21 protein-coding genes are annotated in these 21,376 nt (G+C 67.5%); 17 read left to right on the plus strand and 4 right to left on the minus strand.

Annotation, left to right across the window (positions count from 1 at the left end; translation table 11 throughout):
* Nucleotides 1-27: 27 nt before the first annotated feature.
* The 9 genes from ACT6S0_RS04085 to ACT6S0_RS04125 all read left to right on the plus strand — a co-directional run bounded on the left by ACT6S0_RS04085 (nucleotide 28) and on the right by ACT6S0_RS04125 (nucleotide 6,979).
* Nucleotides 28-354 carry an ArsR/SmtB family transcription factor gene (locus tag ACT6S0_RS04085; RefSeq protein WP_310332858.1) on the plus strand — a complete coding sequence of 109 codons (327 nt, stop codon included), beginning with the start codon at nucleotides 28-30 and terminating at the stop codon, nucleotides 352-354.
* An 11-nt stretch (nucleotides 355-365) separates the two neighbouring features.
* The gene (locus ACT6S0_RS04090; RefSeq protein ID WP_310332859.1) at nucleotides 366-860 is read left to right on the plus strand and encodes an arsenate reductase ArsC; all 495 of its coding nucleotides are present in this window, start codon (nucleotides 366-368) and stop codon (nucleotides 858-860) included.
* Nucleotides 861-868: 8 nt separating this feature from the next.
* Complete coding sequence (locus ACT6S0_RS04095; protein WP_310332860.1) at nucleotides 869-1,372, plus strand: arsenate reductase ArsC; 504 nt, start codon at nucleotides 869-871, stop codon at nucleotides 1,370-1,372.
* Nucleotides 1,373-1,374: 2 nt separating this feature from the next.
* Nucleotides 1,375-2,061, plus strand: a complete 687-nt coding sequence (locus ACT6S0_RS04100) for an MIP/aquaporin family protein (protein ID WP_310332861.1) — start codon at nucleotides 1,375-1,377, stop codon at nucleotides 2,059-2,061.
* Nucleotides 2,054-2,782 carry an arsenical resistance protein ArsH gene (arsH, locus tag ACT6S0_RS04105; protein ID WP_310332862.1) on the plus strand — a complete coding sequence of 243 codons (729 nt, stop codon included), beginning with the start codon at nucleotides 2,054-2,056 and terminating at the stop codon, nucleotides 2,780-2,782. The genes ACT6S0_RS04100 and arsH overlap by 8 nt, the downstream gene beginning before the upstream one ends.
* A 114-nt stretch (nucleotides 2,783-2,896) precedes the next feature.
* The gene (locus ACT6S0_RS04110; protein ID WP_310332863.1) at nucleotides 2,897-3,385 is read left to right on the plus strand and encodes a MarR family winged helix-turn-helix transcriptional regulator; all 489 of its coding nucleotides are present in this window, start codon (nucleotides 2,897-2,899) and stop codon (nucleotides 3,383-3,385) included.
* Entirely contained in the window at nucleotides 3,376-5,238 is a 1,863-nt protein-coding gene (arsN2, locus tag ACT6S0_RS04115) for an arsenic resistance N-acetyltransferase ArsN2 (protein ID WP_310332864.1), read from the plus strand. Before ACT6S0_RS04110 ends, arsN2 begins: the two co-directional genes overlap by 10 nt.
* Nucleotides 5,239-5,240: 2 nt before the next feature.
* Nucleotides 5,241-6,446 (plus strand): MFS transporter, encoded by a 1,206-nt coding sequence (locus ACT6S0_RS04120; protein WP_444762639.1) that lies wholly within the window; start codon nucleotides 5,241-5,243, stop codon nucleotides 6,444-6,446.
* Nucleotides 6,443-6,979, plus strand: a complete 537-nt coding sequence (locus ACT6S0_RS04125; RefSeq protein ID WP_310332865.1) for an arsinothricin resistance N-acetyltransferase ArsN1 family B — start codon at nucleotides 6,443-6,445, stop codon at nucleotides 6,977-6,979. The genes ACT6S0_RS04120 and ACT6S0_RS04125 overlap by 4 nt, the downstream gene beginning before the upstream one ends.
* Nucleotides 6,980-7,050: 71 nt before the next feature.
* Here the strand turns inward: ACT6S0_RS04125 and ACT6S0_RS04130 are convergent, their stop codons facing one another.
* The 3 genes from ACT6S0_RS04130 to ACT6S0_RS04140 are packed head-to-tail and all read right to left on the minus strand — an operon-like array spanning nucleotide 7,051 to nucleotide 8,349.
* Nucleotides 7,051-7,443, minus strand: a complete 393-nt coding sequence (locus ACT6S0_RS04130; protein ID WP_404666576.1) for a GNAT family N-acetyltransferase — start codon at nucleotides 7,441-7,443, stop codon at nucleotides 7,051-7,053.
* A gap of 47 nt (nucleotides 7,444-7,490) precedes the next feature.
* Entirely contained in the window at nucleotides 7,491-7,964 is a 474-nt protein-coding gene (locus ACT6S0_RS04135) for a MerR family transcriptional regulator (protein WP_310332867.1), read from the minus strand.
* Between the two features lie 10 nt (nucleotides 7,965-7,974).
* Entirely contained in the window at nucleotides 7,975-8,349 is a 375-nt protein-coding gene (locus tag ACT6S0_RS04140; protein ID WP_310332868.1) for a hypothetical protein, read from the minus strand.
* 339 nt (nucleotides 8,350-8,688) lie between these two features.
* On the opposite strand from ACT6S0_RS04140, the gene ACT6S0_RS04145 reads away from it, so the two are divergent.
* Complete coding sequence (locus ACT6S0_RS04145; RefSeq protein ID WP_310332870.1) at nucleotides 8,689-9,024, plus strand: YnfA family protein; 336 nt, start codon at nucleotides 8,689-8,691, stop codon at nucleotides 9,022-9,024.
* 81 nt (nucleotides 9,025-9,105) lie between these two features.
* On the opposite strand, the gene cadR is transcribed toward ACT6S0_RS04145, so the two are convergent.
* Entirely contained in the window at nucleotides 9,106-9,558 is a 453-nt protein-coding gene (cadR, locus tag ACT6S0_RS04150; RefSeq protein WP_310332871.1) for a Cd(II)/Pb(II)-responsive transcriptional regulator, read from the minus strand.
* Nucleotides 9,559-9,903: 345 nt separating this feature from the next.
* On the opposite strand from cadR, the gene ACT6S0_RS04155 reads away from it, so the two are divergent.
* The 7 genes from ACT6S0_RS04155 to ACT6S0_RS04185 all read left to right on the plus strand — a co-directional run bounded on the left by ACT6S0_RS04155 (nucleotide 9,904) and on the right by ACT6S0_RS04185 (nucleotide 20,976).
* Nucleotides 9,904-11,979 (plus strand): heavy metal translocating P-type ATPase, encoded by a 2,076-nt coding sequence (locus tag ACT6S0_RS04155; protein ID WP_310333014.1) that lies wholly within the window; start codon nucleotides 9,904-9,906, stop codon nucleotides 11,977-11,979.
* A 57-nt stretch (nucleotides 11,980-12,036) separates the two neighbouring features.
* Nucleotides 12,037-13,977: a cytochrome c/FTR1 family iron permease gene (locus ACT6S0_RS04160; protein WP_310332872.1), complete on the plus strand. Its 1,941-nt coding sequence runs from the start codon at nucleotides 12,037-12,039 to the stop codon at nucleotides 13,975-13,977.
* Nucleotides 13,940-14,809: a sulfite exporter TauE/SafE family protein gene (locus ACT6S0_RS04165; RefSeq protein WP_444762640.1), complete on the plus strand. Its 870-nt coding sequence runs from the start codon at nucleotides 13,940-13,942 to the stop codon at nucleotides 14,807-14,809. Before ACT6S0_RS04160 ends, ACT6S0_RS04165 begins: the two co-directional genes overlap by 38 nt.
* Before the next feature lie 65 nt (nucleotides 14,810-14,874).
* Nucleotides 14,875-15,258: a hypothetical protein gene (locus ACT6S0_RS04170; protein ID WP_310332874.1), complete on the plus strand. Its 384-nt coding sequence runs from the start codon at nucleotides 14,875-14,877 to the stop codon at nucleotides 15,256-15,258.
* A gap of 77 nt (nucleotides 15,259-15,335) precedes the next feature.
* The gene (locus tag ACT6S0_RS04175) at nucleotides 15,336-16,568 is read left to right on the plus strand and encodes a TolC family protein (protein WP_310332875.1); all 1,233 of its coding nucleotides are present in this window, start codon (nucleotides 15,336-15,338) and stop codon (nucleotides 16,566-16,568) included.
* The gene (locus tag ACT6S0_RS04180) at nucleotides 16,565-17,803 is read left to right on the plus strand and encodes an efflux RND transporter periplasmic adaptor subunit (protein ID WP_310332876.1); all 1,239 of its coding nucleotides are present in this window, start codon (nucleotides 16,565-16,567) and stop codon (nucleotides 17,801-17,803) included. The genes ACT6S0_RS04175 and ACT6S0_RS04180 overlap by 4 nt, the downstream gene beginning before the upstream one ends.
* Complete coding sequence (locus ACT6S0_RS04185; protein ID WP_310332877.1) at nucleotides 17,800-20,976, plus strand: efflux RND transporter permease subunit; 3,177 nt, start codon at nucleotides 17,800-17,802, stop codon at nucleotides 20,974-20,976. Before ACT6S0_RS04180 ends, ACT6S0_RS04185 begins: the two co-directional genes overlap by 4 nt.
* The last annotated feature ends 400 nt before the right edge of the window (nucleotides 20,977-21,376 follow it).

Below are 21,376 nucleotides of genomic sequence, written 5' to 3' on the forward strand. Positions count from 1 at the left end.
ATTCCATGATTCCACCAAAATGGAATAATGGAAGAAATCGAAGTCATCAAAGGCCTCGCCGCGCTGGCCCAGCCGTTGCGGCTGCAGGTGTTCCGCGCCCTGGTGGTGGTCGGTGAAGCCGGCCTGACGCCAGGTGCCATCCAGGAGGCGCTCGGCATCGCGCCCGCCACGCTGTCGTTCCACCTGAAGGAGCTGGTCAACGCCGGCCTCGTCACACAGGAACGAGCCAGCCGCAACCTGATCTACCGTGCCCACTACGCGCAGATGAACGAGCTGCTCGCCTACCTGACCCAGAACTGCTGCCAGGGCGAAGCGTGCGCCGTTGAGAGCAGTTCAGCTTCCTGCGGCTGCTGACTGAGACCACCATGCTCGACAACACCTTCAACGTCCTCTTCATCTGCACCGGCAACTCGGCCCGTTCCATCATGGCCGAGGGCCTGATGAACAGCCTGGGCGAACGGCGCTTCAAGGCCTATTCGGCCGGCAGCCATCCCAACGGCACGGTCAACCCGGTGGCCCTGCAGACACTGGCTTCGCTGCACATCCCGACCGAGGGCTTTCGCAGCAAGAGCTGGGACGAGTTCGCGGTGGCCGGTACGCCCATCATGGATTTCGTGTTCACCGTCTGCGATTCGGCAGCGGGCGAGGTCTGCCCTGTGTGGCCCGGCCAACCCATGACGGCCCACTGGGGCGTGCCCGACCCCGGCCATGTGGAAGGAACCGAGGCAGCGAAGCTGCAGGCCTTCCTCGACGTGGCGATCACCCTCAAGCGCCGCATCGAGCTGCTGCTAGCGCTGCCCATCACCAAGCTGGAGCCCCTGGCCATCCAGCACGAGATTCAACAGATCGGCACCCGCTGAGCCCTCCCATGACGACCCACGTTCTCATCCTCTGCACGCACAACTCCGCTCGCAGCGTCCTCAGCGAGGGCATGCTCAACCACTGGGCCAAGAAACTCGGCAAGGACGTGCAGGCTCACAGCGCCGGCAGCGCCCCCAGCGGTCGCATCAACCCGTTCGCCGTCGAGGCGCTGCAGAACGCCGGGGTGGACACCAGCGGCTACTACAGCAAGAGCTGGGACCAGTTCAGCCAGGACGGCGCGCCGCCGCTGTCCATCGTCATCACGGTCTGCGACAGCGCCGCCGCCGAGCAATGCCCGGTGTTCTTCGGTGGCCAGGGCCAGCCCGTCAAGGTGCATTGGGGCTATCCCGACCCGTCCAACGCCGAGGGCGGCGACGAAGGCAAGCGCCGCGCCTTCGAGCTGACCCGCCAGGCCATCGGCTACCGCATGCTGCAGCTCCTTCAGTTGCCGCTGGAAGACCTGAGCAAGGCCGAGCTGCAGCAGGCGCTGGCCGACATCTACAAGAGCTGAGCATGAGCCTGTCCCGCAAGCTCCTCGCCGAAGGCCTGGGCACGGCGCTGCTGCTGGCCGTCGTCATCGGCTCCGGCGTCATGGCCGAGCGCCTGTCTGGCGGCAACGTCGCCATCGCGCTGCTGGCCAATACGCTGGCGACGGTCGGCGGCCTGTACATCCTCATCGAGGTCTTCGGCCCGGTCAGCGGTGCCCACTTCAACCCCGCCGTCAGCGCCGTCATGGCCTGGCGCGGCGAGCTGCCGGTGGCTTCGCTGGTGCCCTACATCGCCGTCCAACTCATTGGCGCGATGCTCGGCGCCTGGCTGGCCCACGCGATGTTCGACATGAGCATCCTGCAGTTCTCGACCAAGGTGCGCAGCGGCACCGGCCAGTGGATCGCCGAGAGCGTGGCGACCTTCGGGCTGCTGCTGGTCATCCTGCGTGCTCCAGGCTCGCGCATGGCCGCGATGGTCGCGGCCTACATCGGCGCGGCCTACTGGTTCACCGCTTCCACGTCCTTTGCCAACCCGGCCGCCGTGTTCGGCCGCATGTTCAGCGACAGCTTCGCTGGCATCGCCCCCAACAGCGCGCTGGGCTTCGTGGTGGCTGAACTGATCGGCGCAGCGGTGGCCGTTGGCGTGCACGGTCTGCTGTCGCAGCCGGCTGTAGCCTCGGCGGCGGTGACCGGGGAGGCCCAACGTGTCTGAGCCTCTGTTCCCTGACGCCACGTTTCCCGCGCTGCGCACTGAGCTGTTCGACGTGCCGACGCAGGAGCGTCTGACGCCCACGCCGTCGCAGCACCGCCCGCGCTTCCTGATGCTCTACGGCTCGCTGCGTGAGCGCTCGTACAGCCGCCTGCTGACCTTCGAGGCCGCGCGTCTGCTGGAAGCCATGGGCGCAGAGGTGCGCATCTTCAACCCCAGCGGTCTGCCGCTGCCCGACGACGCGCCCGACACCCACCCCAAGGTGCAGGAGCTGCGCGAATTGGCCGCCTGGTCCGAAGGCATGGTCTGGACGTCGCCCGAACGGCACGGCGCCATGACCGGCATCATGAAGTCGCAGATCGACTGGATTCCGCTGTCGTCCGGCGCCGTGCGGCCCACGCAGGGCAAGACGCTGGCCGTCATGCAGGTTTCCGGCGGCTCGCAATCCTTCAATGCGGTGAACCAGATGCGCGTGCTGGGCCGCTGGATGCGGATGCTCACCATCCCCAACCAGTCGTCGGTGGCCAAGGCCTTTGCCGAGTTCACCGAGGACGGGCGCATGAAGCCCTCGTCGTTCTACGACCGCGTGGTGGACGTGATGGAGGAGCTGTTCAAGTTCACGTTGCTGACGCGCGACCTCGGGCCCTACCTCGTGGACCGCTACAGCGAACGCAAAGAAAGCGCCGACGAGCTGTCCAAGCGCGTAAATCAGCGCGCCATCTGAGCCAGCACAGATGGCACGGGGCTACGGCCCCGTTTCTTTGACCCAGGTAGTTGCTATTGACAACCAAGAAGGCGAGTTCCAACATGCGCCCAGATAGTTGCTATTCACATCCAAATGTCCGAGTCCAGCCCAGGCAGCCTGTTGCGCGAAGTCGCCCGCATGTACACCCGCGCCCAGCGCGTCGTGGCCGACTGCTGCCGCACGACCAACACCCAGTGCCACCTGCTCACCGAGCTGGGTCGGTCCGGACCGTTGCCGCTGTCCGAGCTGGGTACGCGGGTGAGCCTGGAGAAGAGTTGGGTGTCGCGAGCCGTGGAGGCCATGGCAGCCCGTGGCTTGGTGACGAAGGAGCCGAACCCGTCCGACGCAAGGAGCTGGCTCGTCACGCTCACCGCCGACGGCGAGCGCACCGTCCGTGAGCTGAACAAGACCCTCGATGACCACGCCGAGGCGCTGCTGGCCTCACTGAGCCCGCGCCAGCGTGATGCCGTCGAGAACTCATTGCTGACGCTCCTGAAGGCTTTGCGCGAAGACCCGGCAGCGATGTGCTGCCTGCCGCCAGAGCCGAAGGAGCCCGAACGGGATTCCAAACCATGCTGCTGAACAACGCCATCTCCCTTCGCCAGGCCGGCGCTTCCGACTGGCCCGCCATCGAAGCCCTGCTGCTGGCCAACAAGCTGCCGACCGATGGCGCGCAGGCCCATCTGACCACCTACCTGCTCGCCGTCAGCAACGGCGAGGTCGTCGGCTGCGCCGGCGCCGAGGTCTACGGCACGCTCGCCCTGGTGCGGTCGGTCGCCGTTGCGCCCGGCCTGCAGAAGCAGGGCATCGGCCGGCTGCTCGTCGAGCGCCTGCTGCACGAGGCCCGCTCGCGCGACATCGCGGCGCTGTATCTCCTGACCGTCACCGCACCCGAATACTTCGCGCAGTACGGCTTCAAGCGCATGAAGATCGAGGCCGTGCCGGCGGCGCTGAAGGCCTCGGCCGAGTTCCAGGGGGCCTGCCCGGCCTGCGCCGCGTTGATGGCGCTGACGCTGCGTGAGGCGCCCGTCGTGGATGCCGCGCTGCCGGTGGCAGTGCTTGGCGCGGGCCCGGTGGGGCTGGCTGCCGTCGCCCAGCTTGTCGAGCGAGGCCTGCCCTTCATCGCCCTAGAGGCCGGCAAACAGGTCGGCGCCAACCTGCGCGACTACGGCCACGTCCAGCTCTTCTCACCCTGGCAGTACGACGTGGACCACGCCATGGCCCGCCTGCTGGCGCCCACCGGCTGGACCATGCCGCCGGCAGCCGAACTGCCGCGTGCCGGCGAAGTCGTCGAGCGCGTGCTGCAGCCGTTCGCCGCACTGGCCCAGGTCGCGCCCTTCATCAAGCTGGGCGCCCGCGTGTTGGCGGTGAGCCGCGAGGGCTTCGACAAGGTGAAGAGCGCCGGCCGCGACAAGGCGGCCTTCCTGGTGCGCTACGAGCAGGACGGCGAGGTCCACGAGCTGCGCGCCCGCGCCGTCATCGACGCAACCGGCACCTGGAACCAGCCCAACCCGGTGGGCGCCAACGGGCTGCAGGCCATCGGCGAGGCCGACGCGCGCGACCGCATCTTCTACGGCATCCCCGACGTGGCCGGCGCGCTGCGCGGCCGCTACGAGGGCAAGCGTACGCTGGTGGTCGGCGCCGGGCACTCGGCCGCAAACGCGCTGCTGGCCCTGGCTGACCTGGCCAAGCAGTCGAGCACCACGCGCCTTGCCTGGGCCGTGCGATCGCCGGCCCTGCAGCGCGTGTTCGGCGGCGGCGATGCGGATGCGCTGCCGGCCCGGGGCGCGCTGGGTGCGTCGCTGCGGCGGCTGCGCGATGGCGGCACGCTGGAGTTCTTCAGCGGCCTGCGCGTCACGCGCATCGAGCGCTTCGGTGGCCAACTGCGCCTCACCGGCCTTGACGCCAAGCAGCAGGCTGTCGTGGTGGATGGCATCGACGAGGTGATCTGCGCCACGGGCCAGCGGCCCGACCTCACGCTCACCAGTGAGCTGCGCCTGAAGCTGGACCCCTGGCTGGAATCCAACGAAGCCCTGGGACCGCTGATCGACCCCAACCTGCATAGCTGCGGCACTGTGCGTCCGCACGGCCACCGCGAGCTGGCTCATCCGGAGCTGGGCTTCTACACGCTCGGTGTCAAGAGCTACGGCCGCGCGCCGACGTTCCTGATGGCCACCGGCTTTGAGCAGGCGCGCTCCGTCGTCGCGGCCATCGCGGGCGACCTCGCGGCGGCGGATCGCGTCGAGCTGGAACTGCCGGAGACCGGGGTCTGCTCGTCGAACCTGACGGTTGAGGGTTCGGCCACGGGCTGCTGTGGGCCGGCGGTTGAATCGGCGCCGGAGGCTATGGTGGCTCCGAAGCGCGGCTGCGGCCCGAGCAGTTGCGCACCGAAGCCCGCACCCGAAGCTGTGGCGCCGAAGCGCTGCTGCGGTTGACGATGCAGACCCATCGCGCGCGCGTCGTCGCCTCGTTAGGCACGACCCAGACCTTGGCCTGGGCATCGTCCTACTACCTGCCGGCCATGCTCGTGCGGCCGATAGCGAGTGAGTTGGGCGTGTCCCAGCCGACCGTGTTCGCGGCGTTCTCGGTGGCACTGGTTGTGTCGGCGCTAGTCGGCCCGCATAGCGGCCGACGCATCGACCGATGGGGTGGGCGTCCGGTGCTCATGACGACCAGCGCGATCTTCGCGCTGGGGCTTGGGCTGCTGGCAGTTGCGACCGGCCCCGTCAGCCTTTTTGTAGCCTGGGCGGTGCTGGGCGTGGCGATGGGTAGTGGCCTCTACGAGGCGGCGTTCGCGTCGCTGGTGCGGCTGTACGGGCATGAAGCGCGCGGGGCCATCACGGGCATCACGTTGATCGCAGGTTTCGCCAGCACCGTGGGCTGGCCGCTGACGGCGGCGCTGGAGCATGGACTGGGATGGCGCGGCGCATGCTGGACGTGGGCGGCTCTGCACCTGCTGGTCGGCTTGCCGCTGAATGCGTGGCTGCCTCGCGCGGAGTACACCGCGCCGGCGGCAGGCGAGACGCCGACCGACGTCAAGAGCGAGCCAGCCGAACCGCCGCTCGGCGTGGTCATCTCGCTCGCCTGGGTGTTCGCAGTGACATGGTTCATCAGCACGGCGATGGCGGCGCATCTGCCAGGTCTGTTGGCAGGCACCGGCACCGCGCCGGGCGTCGTCATCGCCATCGGCATGCTGGTGGGCCCGGCACAGGTCGGTGGGCGGTTGCTGGAGTTCGGCTTCCTACGGCGGCTGCACCCGCTGTACTCGGCGCGGGTGGCGGCGCTGATGCACCCGGTTGGCGCGATGCTGCTGCTTGCGCTCGGCGGGCCGGTGGCCGCCGCCTTCGCCCTGCTGCATGGCGCTGGCAACGGCATCCTGACCATCGCCAAGGGCACGCTGCCGCTGGCGCTGTTCGGCCCCACGGGCTACGGGCACAGGCAAGGGATGTTGATGTTGCCGGCCCGGCTCGCGCAGGCGCTGGCGCCGTGGCTCTTCGGGCTGCTGCTGGCGGTGCTGGGCACGCGCGTGCTGTGGGTGTCGGCCGGCCTGGCGCTGAGTGCGCTGGCGGCGCTGATGCTCATCCGCGTGCCGTCGCGCATGCAAGACGAAAGCACATCGACAACATTGGAGGAGCCGACATGAACATCCGAACTGCCTCGCCTGCCGATGCCGCAGCCGTGGCTGCGATCTATGACCCGGTCGTTCGCGACACAACGATCTCCTTCGAGACAGAACCGCCGGACGAAGCCGAGATGCGGTCCCGCATCGAGAAAACGCTCACCAGCCTGCCCTGGCTGGTCGCCGAGGACGCAGCCGGCGCGGTGTGCGGCTACGCCTACGCCAGTAAGCACCGCGAGCGCGCCGCCTACCAGTGGTCTGTGGATGTGACGATGTACGTGCGTGAAGACATGCGCGGCCGAGGTGTGGGCCGGGCGCTGTACGGCAGACTCTTGGCGGTGCTGGCCGATCTGGGCTACTGCCAGGCCTTTGCAGGCATCGCGCTACCCAACGCGGGCAGCGTCGGCCTGCACGAAGCAATGGGATTCGAGGCCATCGGCGTGTACCGGGACGTCGGTTTCAAGCATGGCGCATGGCGCGACGTGGGGTGGTGGCAAAAGCCTCTGCGCGAACCTGGAGCGCCGCAGGAGTTGCGTCAGTTCGCCGCGCTGACTTGAGCGGGATTCGCTGCGGGTTCTCTGCGATCATCAAGGCCATCGGCAAGGCTGCTGTGCTCTGGTTCGTGCCGTCACGCCACGCGGCGGCGCATCTCTGCGGGGTAGTCCTCGAAGCCCAGCGAGCGGTACAAGGCGCGGCCGTCAGGCGTCGCGCCAAGGTTGAATTCCCGCACCTCAAGTGTCTCGCATTGCCGCATGACTGCTTGCAGCAACTCGCGGGCCACACCCTGACCACGCCAGGCTTCAGCGGTGAACACATTGACGATACGGGCCATCTGGCCGCTGAGATTGGCACGAGTCGGCCCCCAGTCCAGCAGCACCGCGCCGGCACCACCGACGACGACGTCACCTTGCACTGCCAGCCAGCCGACATATCGGCCGGCTTCGATGCGCGGGCCTAGCCAGGCCGCGTAACCAGGCCGTCGTTCAGCATCTTCCTTGCGGTAGCAGCCATGAGCCGTCACTTGCTCTGTGTCACAGGCGGTCACCGGCCTCAAGTTCCAAGCTGTCGTCATGGTGCACTAGCGGCGCAACAGGCGGGAGCGTGCAGCAGCGTGGCTTCTCCCATCGGCGTGGCCAAGTCTTCAAGGATGTTGCAGTCCACTGCCGCACCACCCGCACAGGCCGTGTCACAACTGCCGACGAAGGCTGCCATGGCGCCCTCCAAAGCTTTCAACTCGGCCAGCTTGCTTCGGAGCTGTCCCAGGTGGCGTGCTGCGACCTCGCGGACTTCGACACAAGGACGCTGCGGTTCGTCCATCAAGCCGACGAGTTCTCGCACCTGCTCAAGGCCGAAGCCGAAGTCGCGACAGCGACGGATGAAGCCCAGTCGACGCACCGCCGCCTCGTCGTAGACGCGCCTGCCGGCTTCCGTGCGAGGCCCTGGGGGTAGCAGGCCGATGGTCTCGTAGTAGCGGATGGTGGGAACGGAGCACCCGGTCCGCCGGGCCAACACACCGATGGAGAAGGCGGGTGATGTGGTCATGCCAGCGAGCTTAGCCTTTGACACAGCCGCAAGCGCCCGGTCCTGGGGGTGGCAAGGTGGGTGTTGCAGGGAGGAACTGAGAGAACAGCCACTGTGCATCATCGGCTTGGTCCGTCGGGCCAATGATGAGAAGTTCCACGGCATCGCGGCTCTCGGCCAAGTGGAATGTCAGGAAGGCACAGCATTCGCGCTCCAGCACGATGATGGCGGCTAGCTCGGGGGCGGCGTTGGGGGCGTAGAAGAGGCGCAGCGTCGAGCCTTGAAGGCAGTGGGAACGCAGGTGGTTGCGCGTGAGTTGTTGAATGCGGGTCAGACGCGCAGCCATGTCACCGGGGCGCAGCGTGCAGGCAAGAGGTGCGGCACCATTGAACTCAGCGGCAGGCATGGTCGCCTCCCGTCGCACAGGCCGTGGTGCAGGCGCAAGCCTGACGGCGGGCAACTCGTCTGCGCCGCCAGACCCACAGCACCGAAAGGGCCGGCAAGAGCAGCGCGAGCGGCAGAAGTTCATCGGCGCAAGCCCATAGCGCAGCAGCAGACGCGGCAATCGCAGCGCCGCCGAGCAGGGGAATCGTGCAACAGGCAGCGCAGGCTGCACCCAGGCCCAAGGCCAGCTTCCAGGACTTCATGAGGAATCTCCTCGCAGTAGGCGATGCCCGCAAGGTAGAACCTCAAGCTACTTGAGGAGCAAGCACTTTCGGTGGACCGGCCTCACGACAATGGAGCCATGGAAATGCTGAAAACGCTGGGCCTGTTCGCCGCCACGGCGCTGGCCGAAATCGTCGGCTGCTATCTGCCGTATCTGTGGCTGAAACAGGGCAAACCGATCTGGCTGCTTGTACCGGCCGCTGCGAGCCTCGCGCTGTTTGCTTGGCTGCTGACACTGCACCCAACGGCTGCCGGCCGCGTGTATGCCGCCTATGGCGGCGTCTACATCGCCGTGGCGATGTTGTGGCTGTGGGGCGTGGACCGGGTGACGCCAACGACGACGGACTGGCTCGGCATGGGGCTGTGTTTGTTGGGCATGGCGGTCATCATGTTCGGGCCGCGCCCGCAGGCCTGAGCTTCGAGTTGGCGGGGACAAGCCGGCGCATAGCGTCGGCCGGCGCGATCAAGCGACTGCCGGTACGTGCACGCCGCGGCGTCAATGCTTGTGCACTGCGCGTAAGTGCTGGCTTGGCGACTCGGCTGGCGGCAGTTCCTGCGAAGCTTCGCGTAGACCAGAAAGGATGCCGCACTGATCTGTTTTGTGAGCGTCGCTACAACGCTGCCGCAGCCCCCGCAGTTGCGTTTCCAACAGACGCAGTTCTTTGATGCGCTTGGATACGTGGCCGATGTGCTCATCGAGCAGCGAGTTGACGTCGCCGCAGTCTTCGCCAGGCGCATCCTTGAACCGCAGAAGAACACGGACCTCGTCCAGCGACATGTCGAGCCCCCGGCAGTACCGAATGAACTGCAGACGTTCGAGGTGCGGCGCCTCGTACACCCGGAAATTTCCCTGCGTTCGTCCGGGTGCCGGCAACAACCCCTCACGCTCGTAGTACCGGATGGTCTCGATGGGGGTCGACGAAGCCGCCGATAAGTCGCCAATCTTCATGGGGATGGTCCAAGCCTGTTCCAACAGAAGTGTAGGGACTTGACTCTGTAGTGGCTACAGGTCTTCTAATCCGCTCATATCGCCGGAATGCCCATGCCGAACACCCATCTCCCTCACCCGTCCAAGGACGCCGAGCCGGCCGCCGATGGCGGCCACGACTGCTGTTCAAGCTCGTCTTGCAGCTCGACGCCCGCACCGAAGCCCCGCACGGTGCTTCCCTTGCAGGTTGCCGCGCCAAAGCCGGCCGCCACCGCATGCTGCGACGACGACTCATGCTCGACGCCCGTGGCCAGCCCGTCGGTCGCCGAAGCGCCCGACGGGGCCCTCCTGCTACGCATCCCCGCCATGGACTGCGCCGTCGAGGAGGGCCAGATTCGCCGCGTCCTCGAAGGCTTCCCTGCCATCAAGCGCCCGCGTTTCGATCTGCCTGCCCGCATGCTGACGCTGGATGCCCAGGCCGACCAATGGGGTGCGGTCGTAAGCGCCATCCAGTCCGCCGGCTTCAAGACGGAGGTGCTGTCGACGCCCCCATCTGCGGATGACACAGCCAAGTCGCAGCGTGTCGAGCTCTGGCGCCTGATTGCGGCCCTCGTCGTGGCCTTCGGTGCTGAGCTTCTGCACCTGGTCGGTCCCGACTCGACGGCCTGGCAGATTGCGGGCATGGCCGTCGCCGCCATCGCCATCGCGCTCTCCGGGTTGTCCGTCTTCCAGAAGGGCCTCACGGCCCTGCTGCACGGCAAGCTCAACATCAACGCGCTGATGAGCGTCGCGGTCATCGGCGCCTTCGCCATCGGGCAGTGGCCAGAGGCGGCCATGGTCATGGCCCTGTATTCGCTGGCCGAACTCATCGAAGCACGCTCGGTGGAGCGGGCTCGAAATGCCATCTCTGGCCTGCTCGCGCTGTCGCCACCGCAGGTCGAGGTCCGCCAGGCGAATGGCCAGTGGGCGAGCGTAGATGCCAAGACCGTCGCGGTTGGTGCTGTCGCTCGCGTAAAGCCCGGTGAACGGTTCGCGCTGGACGGGCGCGTGACTGCGGGTCAGGGTGCCGTCGACCAGGCGCCCGTGACGGGCGAGAGCATCCCTGTCGACAAGGCACCAGGTGACGACGTCTTCGCCGGCACCATCAACCAGAGCGGCTCGCTGGAGTTCGAGGTCACCAAGCCTGCCAGCGACACCGTGCTGGCGCGAATCATCCACGCCGTGGAAGAAGCGCAGGGTCAGCGCGCGCCGACGCAGCGCTTCGTCGACAAGTTCGCGGCCATCTACACGCCGGCGGTGTTCGTGCTGGCGCTGGCCATCGCCGTCGGCACGCCGTTCCTCATGGGCTGGCCATGGCTCACCGCAATCTACAAGGCGCTGGTCCTGCTGGTCATCGCCTGCCCATGCGCCCTGGTTATCTCCACCCCGGTGACCGTGGTCAGCGGCCTGGCTGCGGCAGCCCGTCGGGGCATCCTCATCAAGGGTGGCGTCTATCTGGAAGAGGCGCGCAAGCTCAAGGTCGTCGCACTCGACAAGACCGGCACCCTCACCGAAGGCAAGCCCAAGCTGGTTGCGCAGTCCGTGCTGGCCGGCGACCTGGCCGAAGAGCAAGTCCTGCGCATCGCGCGCAGCCTGGCAGGTCGCTCTGACCACCCGGTTTCCAAGGCCGTTGCAGCGGGCCTGTCCGTAGAGCCGCTCGAAGTCGCCGACTTCGGTGCCGAGCTTGGCCTCGGCGTGCATGGCGCTATCGACGGCCATGCCTACATCCTCGGCAACCATCGCTGGATTCACGACAGCGGACTCTGCTCGCCGGAGCTGGAGGCCAAACTCGAAGAGCACGAGGTGCAAGGCCGCACGGTTTCTCTGCTGGCTGACCAAGGCCGTGTCCTCGCGCTCTTTGCCGTGGCCGACACCACCAAAGAAACGAGCAAGCAGGCGGTCGCGGACCTCAAGGCCTTGGGCATCCGGTCGGTCATGTTGACCGGCGACAACCCCTCGACGGCGCGCGCCATCGGCGCACAGGTCGGCATCGACGACATCCAGGCCAATCTGCTCCCCCAGGACAAGCTCAGGGTCGTGACCGACCTGGGTACCGGCATGCGGGTCGGCATGGTCGGCGACGGCGTGAACGACTCACCAAGCCTCGCCGCCGCCGCGGTCGGCTTCTCGATGGGTGGTGCCGGCACGGACACCGCCAAGGAAGCGGCGGACGTGCTCATCATGAACGACGACCTGCGCAAGGTGCCCGAAACCATCCGGTTGTCCAAGCGAACCTATGCTGTCCTTTGGCAGAACATCATCCTGGCGCTGGGCATCAAGGCGGTGTTCTTCGTGCTGGCCGTGTTCGGTAACGCTTCGATGTGGATGGCGGTCTTTGCCGACATGGGCGCCAGCCTGCTGGTTGTCTTCAACGGCCTGCGCCTGCTGAAAAGCTCGCGCTGATCCCAACGGCCACATGGGCCCGCAACGCGCGGGCCATCTTTTTGCACAAGAACCGAAATGCGTCTCACTAAGTTCGTCCATCGCAGCGCCAAGGTGCTCGCCGTCGTCGCCGCGTTCCTCTTCTCGGGCGTGTTGCAGGCATCTGAGGCCGATGTGAAGCGCGTCTGGCAAATCCTCGACTACCTAGCCGTCGACTACGCCGGTGCCGTCCAGGATGGCAAGGTGCTCTCACAGTCCGAGTACGACGAGATGAAGGAGTTCGCGCTGACCGCGCGAACCAAGATCACCGCGCTGGGAGCCAAGACCGAGCAGGCCGCGCTGGTTGCCCAGGCGGCCGAACTTGAGGCGGCCATCGCGTCCCGCGCCGACGCGGGCAAAGTCGGCACGCTGTCGAAGGCGCTGGCCAAACACCTGATCGCCGTGTACCCCGTGCCGCTGGCGCCCTCGACCGTCCCCGACGTCAAACTCGGTGCGAAGGTCTATGCGGAGAACTGCGCCAGTTGCCATGGCGCCACCGGCAATGGCGACGGTCCCATTGGGAAGTCGTTGGACCCGACGCCCATAGCGTTTACCGACAAGGAACGTGCGAGCCAGCGCAGCCTCTTTGCGCTCTACCAGGCGGTGTCGCAAGGCATCGCTGGTACAGCGATGCCCGCGTTCAGTCAGCTCTCGGAAGAGGACCGGTGGGCAGTGGCCACCTATCTGGGCACCTTCGCTCACGATGGCAGCGAGGTCGAGCAAGGCAAGAAGGTCTGGGCGGAAGGCGAGAAGGCGAAAGCCGCCGTCCCCAATCTCGACCGCTTCGTGGGCCTGACGCAGAACGACCTGGCCGAGTCGCTGGGTGCCAAGGACGCGAGCGCGGTCATGGCCTATCTGCACGCAAGTCCAGAGGTGCTGAACCAGGCGCCCACAGGTGGCTTGACGCTCGCGCGCAAACAGCTTGAGGACAGCCTGACGGCGTACAAGGCCGGCGACCTGAAGAAGGCGCAGGACCTGGCCTTGTCGTCCTACCTGGACGGTGTCGAGCCTTACGAGCAGGCGCTCGCGGCCAAGGACGGCTCGCTGAAGAACCAGATTGAAGTGGGGATGAGCCTCTACCGGTCGCGCATCTCGGACAAGGCCCCAGTTGACCAAGTCGCTGCAGCCGCTGCGGATGTGGAGCGGCTATTCACGCTGGGCGACCAGGTGCTTGCGGACTCGCGGGCAGACGCGACGGCCGCCTTCCTGGGCAGCCTCACCATCCTGCTGCGCGAAGGCCTTGAAGCCCTCCTGGTTGTCGTCGCCATGATCGCGTTCCTGCGCAAGGCGGAGCGCCCGGATGTCCTGGCCTACGTGCACGCGGGGTGGGTGACGGCGCTCCTCGCTGGCGCGGCGACGTGGGGTGTGGCGACCTATCTCGTCACCATCAGCGGCGCGAACCGGGAAGTGACGGAGGGGCTATCGAGCCTCTTCGCGGCGGCCGTGCTCGTGAGCGTCGGCGTCTGGATGCACCAGAAGAGCGTCGCCGGCCAGTGGCAGACCTACTTGCGGGAACGCATGTCTGCGGCCCTGAACCGCAAGTCGGCGTTCTTCATGTTCGGCCTGGCCTTCATCGCGGTGTATCGCGAGGTCTTCGAGACCATCCTGTTCTACGCGGCGCTCTGGGGCCAGGGCAACGACCACGCCATCCTCGCCGGGCTGGCGACGGGCGTCGTTTGCCTGATGGCCATCACCGTCCTGCTGCTGCGCTTCAGCGCCCGGCTGCCCATCGGCAAGTTCTTTTCTGCCAGTTCCTGGCTGGTTGCCGTGCTCGCCGTCGTGCTCACCGGCAAGGGCGTGGCTGCGCTGCAGGAGGCGGGCTGGATTGCGCCGAGCGCGCTGACCGCTCCTCGGTTTGAGCTGCTGGGGGTGTACCCATCGACCATCGGGCTTGCCGCGCAGGCCGTCGTCCTCGCTGTCGTGCTGGGATTCTTCCTTTGGCATGGCCGCGCGCAACCCCAGCAAGACCAGACACGATGAGCACCCTGGCGACTCACAATGCGCGGCCATGACCGCATCCACAGCAGAGAGTCCCCGACGCATCCTCAGTGCCACGCTGGCCGGCGCAGCCGTCGGCATTCTGGGCGGGCTCATTGGTCTGGGCGGCGCGGAGTTCCGGCTGCCCATCCTCATCAGCTTGTTCGGCTTTGCAGCGCTGCACGCTGTCATCCTGAACAAGGCGATGAGCCTGGTCGTGGTGACCAGCGCGCTGTTCTTTCGGATGGGGACAGTGCCGGCGGGGGAGCTTCTGGCCAACTGGCCGAGCATCGTGAACTTGCTGGCGGGCAGCCTGGTCGGTGCCTGGCTGGGCGCAGGATGGGCAACGCGACTCAGCAGTCGACGGCTCTATCAGGTCATCAGCGTGATGTTGGTTGCCATTGCGGTCGTGCTGCTGTCGGCGCATGAAGTGCACTCAGACGGGGCGCTGCTGCATGGGCCGGCACAGGTGGTGGCGGGGCTCGTGGCAGGTTTCGTCATCGGCGTCGTAGCCGCGGTCATGGGCGTGGCCGGTGGCGAACTGCTCATCCCCACGCTCATCCTGCTTTTCGGTGCGGACATCAAGCTCGCCGGCAGCCTCTCCGTGGCCATCAGCCTGCCGACCATGGTCGTGGGCTTCGCTCGTTACAGCCGAGACAGCGCCTTCGACGTGCTGAGGCACAACGGGCGGTTTGTGCTCGCGATGGCGGCTGGGTCGATAGTCGGCGCCGCAGCGGGCGGCCAGCTGCTGGGCATCGTTCCAAGCCAGGTGTTGCTGCCCGTGTTGGCCGCCATCTTGCTCATCTCGGCGGTGAAGGTCTGGCGTCACAAGTGACGGGCAGCCTGCAAAAGTAGTCCCACGTCGCTGGCTAAACCGAGCCCGCTAAACTTGGCGTGACCATGTTCCGCCGTTCAACCCGCCGCCTGACCACCGCGTTTTTCGTGGTGTTGTCACTGCTGTTCTCGCAGTTGGCGTTGGCGAGCTACGTCTGCCCGCAACAGGCAAACGCAGCGGCGATGGTGGAGGTGATGGCGGCCGGCGTGCCCTGCGAGGGCATGGACCAGGACCAGCCGGCGCTGTGTGCCGAGCACTCGTCCAGTGCTGCGCAGTCCTTCGAGGCCGTCAAGGTTCCGACGGTGTCGCTGCCGATGGTGGTCCAAGTGCTGGAGTTGCCGCTGGTGCTCGACGCCGTCGAGGCCGCGACCGTCCCCGCTGCCGCCACGACCGAGGCACAGCCGCCTCCGGACCCACTCTTCCTTTCCACGCTCAGACTGCGAGTCTGACCAGCTCCGTCGACTGACAGGCGCCGGTGCGGCACGTCCGCATCCCGGCAACGCCGCCGCTCGTCCACGGAGTTTTCATGCCATCACCACGTTTCCTGCGTGCAGTCGCCCTGGCTGCCGCATTGCTGCCCGCCCTGAGCGGTGCAGCCCCCCTCACGCTCGACCAGGCCTTCGAACTGGCCGTCCAGCGTTCCGAGTCCGCTCGTGCTGCCCGAGCTGGTGTGACCAGCGCGGCCGAGGCCGCCCAGGCTGCCGGCCAACTACCCGACCCTGTGCTGCGCGCGGGCGTCGACAACCTGCCCATCTCCGGGACCGACCGCTTCAGTTCCCGGGATTCGATGACGATGAAGCGCATCGGCATCAGCCAGGAATGGCTCTCGGCCGAGAAGCGCGCCGCGCGGCAAGCCGCTGCCGATGCGATGGTCGGGCGTGAGGGTGCTGCTGTGCAGGCCGCCGCCGCCGAAGTGCGTCTCCAGACGGGCCTGGCCTATCTGGAAGCCTGGTTCGCTGGCGAGACGCTCCAGCTCACGGCACTGACGGAGCACCACGCCCACGAAGAGCTTGAAGCCGCGCGCGCCCGGCTGTCCTCCGCGACCGGCAGCAGCCAGGAAGTCCTGGCGCTGACCGGCGCACGGGGCGTCACCGAAGACGAGACCGCCGAGGTGCGACAGCAGCAGGCCACGGCGCGGGCGGTGCTGGAGCGCTGGGTGGGCGCACAAGTCGACGACCTGGCTGCGCCTGCGAGCCTCGCGATACCGGAAGAGCAGGCCTATGTGGTCAACCATCCTGCGGTCCTCGCTGCGCAACTGGACGCTGAGTTGGCGCGCAGGGAAGCAGAGCTGACACGAAGCAGCCGCAACCCGAACTGGTCCTGGGAGGTCAGCTACGGTCAGCGCTCTGGCTATCCCGACATGGTCTCAGTCGGCGTCAGCATCCCCCTGACCGTCGCGCCGGCGCGGCGTCAGGACCGCGACATCGCGTCCAAGCTGGCACTGACGGAGAAGGCGGAGGCCGCATTGGCCGAGGCCATGCGGATGGCCACTGGCGAATACCGCGCGCTTGCGAGCGACGTAAAACGCCTTGCCGAGCGCATCGAGCGCTACCGCGCGACCGTTGCCACGGTGGCGCAGCAGCGCACAGTCGCTGCGTTGGCCGCCTACCGATCCAACCAAGTTCCTCTCATGACGCTGTTCGAGGCGCGCCATGCCGAGGTCGAAGCGCAGAGAAAGCTGCTTGCCCTGCAGCGCGACCTGGCCAAGACCCAGGCCCAGCTTGCCCTCAAACCCATCCTCGAAGGAGCCGCACGATGAAGCGCGCAACTCTGGTCGCCACGCTCGTCGCTGGCGGCGCTCTGCTGGCCGTTGGCGGGTTCTACACCGGCCGCTCGACGCAACCCACCGCCTCCGCACCGGGAGCCCCTGCCACCGCGGCAGAGCGCAAGCCGCTGTATTGGCATGACCCCATGGTTCCCGGGCCGCGCTTCGACAAGCCGGGCAAGTCACCCTTCATGGACATGAAGCTCGTGCCGGTCTACGCCGATGAGGGCGGGGACGCCGGTGTGCGCATCAGCCCGGCTCTGCAGCAGAACCTGGGCATACGCACGGCCATGGTGACTCGGGCCAGCACCGCGTCCAGCTTTGAGGCTGTGGGTGCCGTGCAGTTCAACGAGCGGCTGGACGTGGCTGTGCAAAGCCGCGTGGCCGGCTATGTCGAGAAGCTGCAGGTGCGCGCCGCAATGGAACGGGTACGCCCGGGCCAGGCGCTGGCCACCGTCTACGCGCCCGAATGGCTGGGACCGATCAACGAGCTGCTGGCGCTCAAGCGCACGGGCGTAGCGCCAGCCCTCGTTGCAGCGGCGCGCGAGCGGCTCAAGGCCATGTCTGTCCCCGATGGCCTGGTGCGCCAGAGCGAAGAGAGAGGCATCGCGCAGGCGCGCTACACGCTGCACGCGCCGGCCGGTGGCGTCGTCGCGGAGCTGGGCGTACGGGAAGGCTCCGCCGTCAGCCCGGGCATGACGTTGTTCCGCATCGCAGGGCTGGAAAAGGTCTGGGCCGTCGTCGACGTGCCTGAGGCGCAAGCCTTGCAGCTCAAGCCTGGCCAGAAAGTGACGGCCACCGCGCAGGCCGACGTCACGCAAACCTTCACCGGCACGCTGGCCGAGGTCATCCCGCAGGTCAACCCGAGCAGCCGCACGCTGCAGGCCCGCTTCGAGGTGGACAACCGCGCCGGGCGCTTGACGCCCGGCATGCTGCTGCGCGTTCAGGTGGCCGGGCCATCCGTCTCACGCCTGCTGGTTCCGGCCGAGGCGGTCATTCGCACCGGCACCCGCGCGGTCGTCATCGTTCGCAAGGGCGATGGCAGCTTCGAGCCGCGTGACGTGAAGCTGGGCGCCGAGCTGGGCGAGCAGTTCGAGGTGGTGGAGGGCTTGAGCGAGGGCGACCAGGTCGTGGCCAGCGGCCAGTTCCTTGTCGACTCCGAAGCGCGCCTGCGCTCGGTGCTGGGCGGCATGTCGGCAGCCTCGGCGCCGCAGGGAGGCGCGCAATGATTGCCGCCTTGATCCGCTGGTCGGTGGGCAACCGCTTCCTGGTGCTCATCGCCACGGCCTCCCTCGTGGCCGCCGGCATCTGGTCGGCCTTGCACACGCCGGTCGACGCGCTGCCGGACCTGTCCGATACCCAGGTCATCGTGCGCACCAGCTACCCGGGCAAGCCGCCCCAGGTGGTGGAAGACCTCGTCACCTATCCGCTGACCACCACGCTGCTCAGTGTGCCGGGCGCGAAGACCGTGCGCGGCTATTCCTTCTTCGGCGACTCCTTCGTCTATGTCCTCTTCGACGACAAGACCGACCCCTACTGGGCACGCTCGCGGGTGGTTGAGTCCTTGAGCCAGGTGCAAAGCAAGCTGCCGGCCGGCGCAACGGCGGCTCTGGGGCCGGATGCGACCGGCGTGGGCTGGGTCTACGAGTACGCGCTGGTGGACCGCAGCGGCAAGACCGACCTGGGGCAGTTGCGCGCGCTGAACGACTGGTTCCTCAAGTTCGAGCTGAAGACCGTGCCCGACGTGGCCGAGGTGGCCAGCGTGGGCGGCATGGTGCGCCAGTACCAGGTGGTACTGGACCCCGACCGCATGCGCGCCCAGGGCATCACGCATGCCATGGTGGTGGAGGCGCTGGGCAAGGCCAACCAGGCTTCGGGCGGCTCGGTCGTTGAAATGGCCGAGACCGAGGTCATGGTGCGCTCGCGCGGCTTCCTGAAGTCGCTGGACGACTTCCGCACCATCCCGCTGAAGGTGGTCGGCGCGACGCCTGTGCTGCTGCGGGACGTGGCCTTCGTGCAGGTCGGTCCCGAGATGCGCCGCGGCGTGGCCGAACTGGACGGCCAGGGCGAGGTGACGGGCGGCATCGTGGTGATGCGGTCGGGCAAGAACGCGCGCAGCGTCATCGCTGCGGTGAAGGCGCGGCTGGAGGCCCTGAAGCCCAGCCTGCCGGCCGGCGTGGAGGTGGTGGAGACCTATGACCGCTCCCTGTTGATCGACCGCGCCGTGGACAACCTGCGCGAGAAGCTGGTGGAGGAGTTCATCGTCGTGGCCCTCGTCTGCGCCGTGTTCCTGTTTCATCTGCGCTCGGCCCTCGTCGCTGTTGTCACGCTGCCCGTGGGCGTGCTCACGGCCTTCATCGTCATGCACTGGCAGGGCGTCAGCGCCAACATCCTCAGCCTGGGCGGCGTGGCCATCGCGCTGGGCGCCATGGTGGACGCCAGCGTCGTGCTGGTGGAGGCGGCACACAAGCATGTGGAGCATTTCGAGGAAGAACACAGCCGCCAGCCGGGCGACGCCGAGCGCTGGGCGCTGATGGCCAAGGCCGCGGTAGAGGTGGGGCCGGCGCTGTTCTTCTCGCTGCTGGTCATCACGCTGTCCTTCCTGCCCGTGTTCACGTTGGAGGCGCAGGAGGGGCGGCTGTTCTCGCCGCTGGCCTTCACCAAGACCTATGCGATGGCGGCGGCCGCAGGCCTGTCAGTCACGCTGGTGCCGGTGCTGATGGGCTATCTCATTCGCGGTCGCATCCCTAAGGAAACGGCTAACCCCATCAACCGCGGGCTTATCGCGGTCTACCGGCCAGCGCTGGAGGTCGTGCTGCGCTGGCCCAAGGCCACGCTGGTCATCGCTGTCCTGGTGCTGGCTGTCACGGTCGTGCCGGTGCTGCGGCTGGGCGGCGAGTTCATGCCGCCGCTGGACGAGGGCGACCTGCTCTACATGCCCTCGGCGCTGCCGGGCCTGCCGGTGTCCAAGGCGGCCGAGCTGTTGCAGCAGACGGACCGGCTCATCAAGACGGTGCCTGAGGTGGCGCGCGTCTTCGGCAAGGCCGGGCGGGCCGACACGGCCACCGATCCCGCGCCGCTGGAGATGTTCGAGACAACCATCCAGTTCAAGCCGCGCGAGCAGTGGCGGCCCGGCATGACGCCGGACAAGCTGGTCGAGGAACTGGACCGCGTCGTCAAGGTGCCGGGCCTTTCCAACGTCTGGGTGCCGCCCATTCGCAACCGCATCGACATGCTGGCCACAGGCATCAAGAGCCCCGTGGGCATCAAGGTCGCCGGCACTGACCTGGCCACGCTGGACCGGCTCACCACGCGCATCGAGGCCGTCGTCAAGGCGGTGCCGGGCGTGTCGTCGGCGCTGGCCGAGCGGCTGACCGGCGGGCGCTATGTGGACGTGGACGTGGACCGCCCGGCAGCCGCCCGCTACGGCCTGGCCGTGGCCGACGTGCAGGCTATCGTGGCCTCGGCCATCGGCGGCGACAACGTGGGCGAGATCATCCAGGGCCGCGAGCGCTTCCCCATCAATCTGCGTTACCCGCGCGAGCTGCGCGATTCACTGGAGGGCCTGCGCCGCTTGCCCTTTGTGACGCCGGGCGGCGCGACCGTGCTGTTGCAGGACGTGGCTCGCGTGCATGTCGAAGACGGCCCGCCCATGGTGCGCAGCGAGAACGCGCGCCTGTCGGGCTGGGTCTATGTGGACGTGCGCGGCCGCGACCTGCGCTCCGTGGTGCGCGACATGCAGGCGGCCGTCGCCGCGCAGGTGGCCATGCCGGCCGGCTACGCGGTGTCGTGGTCGGGGCAGTTCGAATACCTGGAGCGCGCGACAGAGCGGCTGAAGGCGGTTGTGCCGTTGACGCTGGTCGTCATCTTCGTGCTGCTGTACCTGCTTTTCCGATCGGCGGGCGACGCGCTGCTCGTGATGGCTGCGGTGCCGTTCTCGCTGGTGGGCGGCTTCTGGCTGATCTGGGCGCTGGGGCATGCCATCTCGGTGGCAACCGCCGTGGGCTTCATTGCGCTGGCGGGCGTGGCGGCGGAGTTTGGCGTGGTGATGCTGGTCTACCTGAAACAGGCTTACGACCAGCGCCTAGCTACGGGCGCTGTCGACGACGAGGTCACGCTGCTGGCCGCTGTGCGCGAGGGCGCGGTGCATCGTGTGCGACCCAAGGCCATGACGGTGGCCGTCATCATGGCCGGCCTGCTGCCCGTGCTATTTGGCCACGGCACCGGCTCCGAGGTCATGACGCGCATCGCCGCGCCCATGGTGGGCGGCATGGTCAGCGCACCGCTGCTGAGCATGTTCGTCATCCCGGCGGCGTGGATGCTGCTGCATCGCCGCCGTTTAAGTCAGCGAGTTGCATCGCTGCGGATGCAGGTTCAAACCCTGGTCGAAACGAGAGGTTGAAGCTCACTCAAGACTTCGGGGCTCGCCAAACGGAAGGGGCCGGGCGCTGCGCGCCACGGCTGGCGGTGGACAACGCGTCGCGTTGCCCACCGCTGCAAAAATCTTGTCCTCAAAACTACGCTGACTCCGAGCACCGGACGGGGCGACTTTGGCGACCGGCCCCGGTGCTCAACAACGCCGGAATACGCAAAGGGGAAACCATGCTGACCTCGCCGAGCATCATTGCGCGACCCGCCCAGGCCTCTGGAGGCCGTCGATGCACGCTCGGCCGAGAACTGCAGTCCGTGCACGAGCGCCGCTGATGGCGGCGTGATCGCCAAGCCGGGGAGTGTGCTTGCTGGGGCCCCAAGCTGTCGCGGCTAATGACGAAGACGCGTCCCGCTGCGTCTCGTGATGTCCC

Origin of the sequence: Roseateles sp., from assembly GCF_052436255.1 — a bacterium.
Classification (GTDB): Bacteria; Pseudomonadota; Gammaproteobacteria; order Burkholderiales; family Burkholderiaceae_C; genus Pelomonas.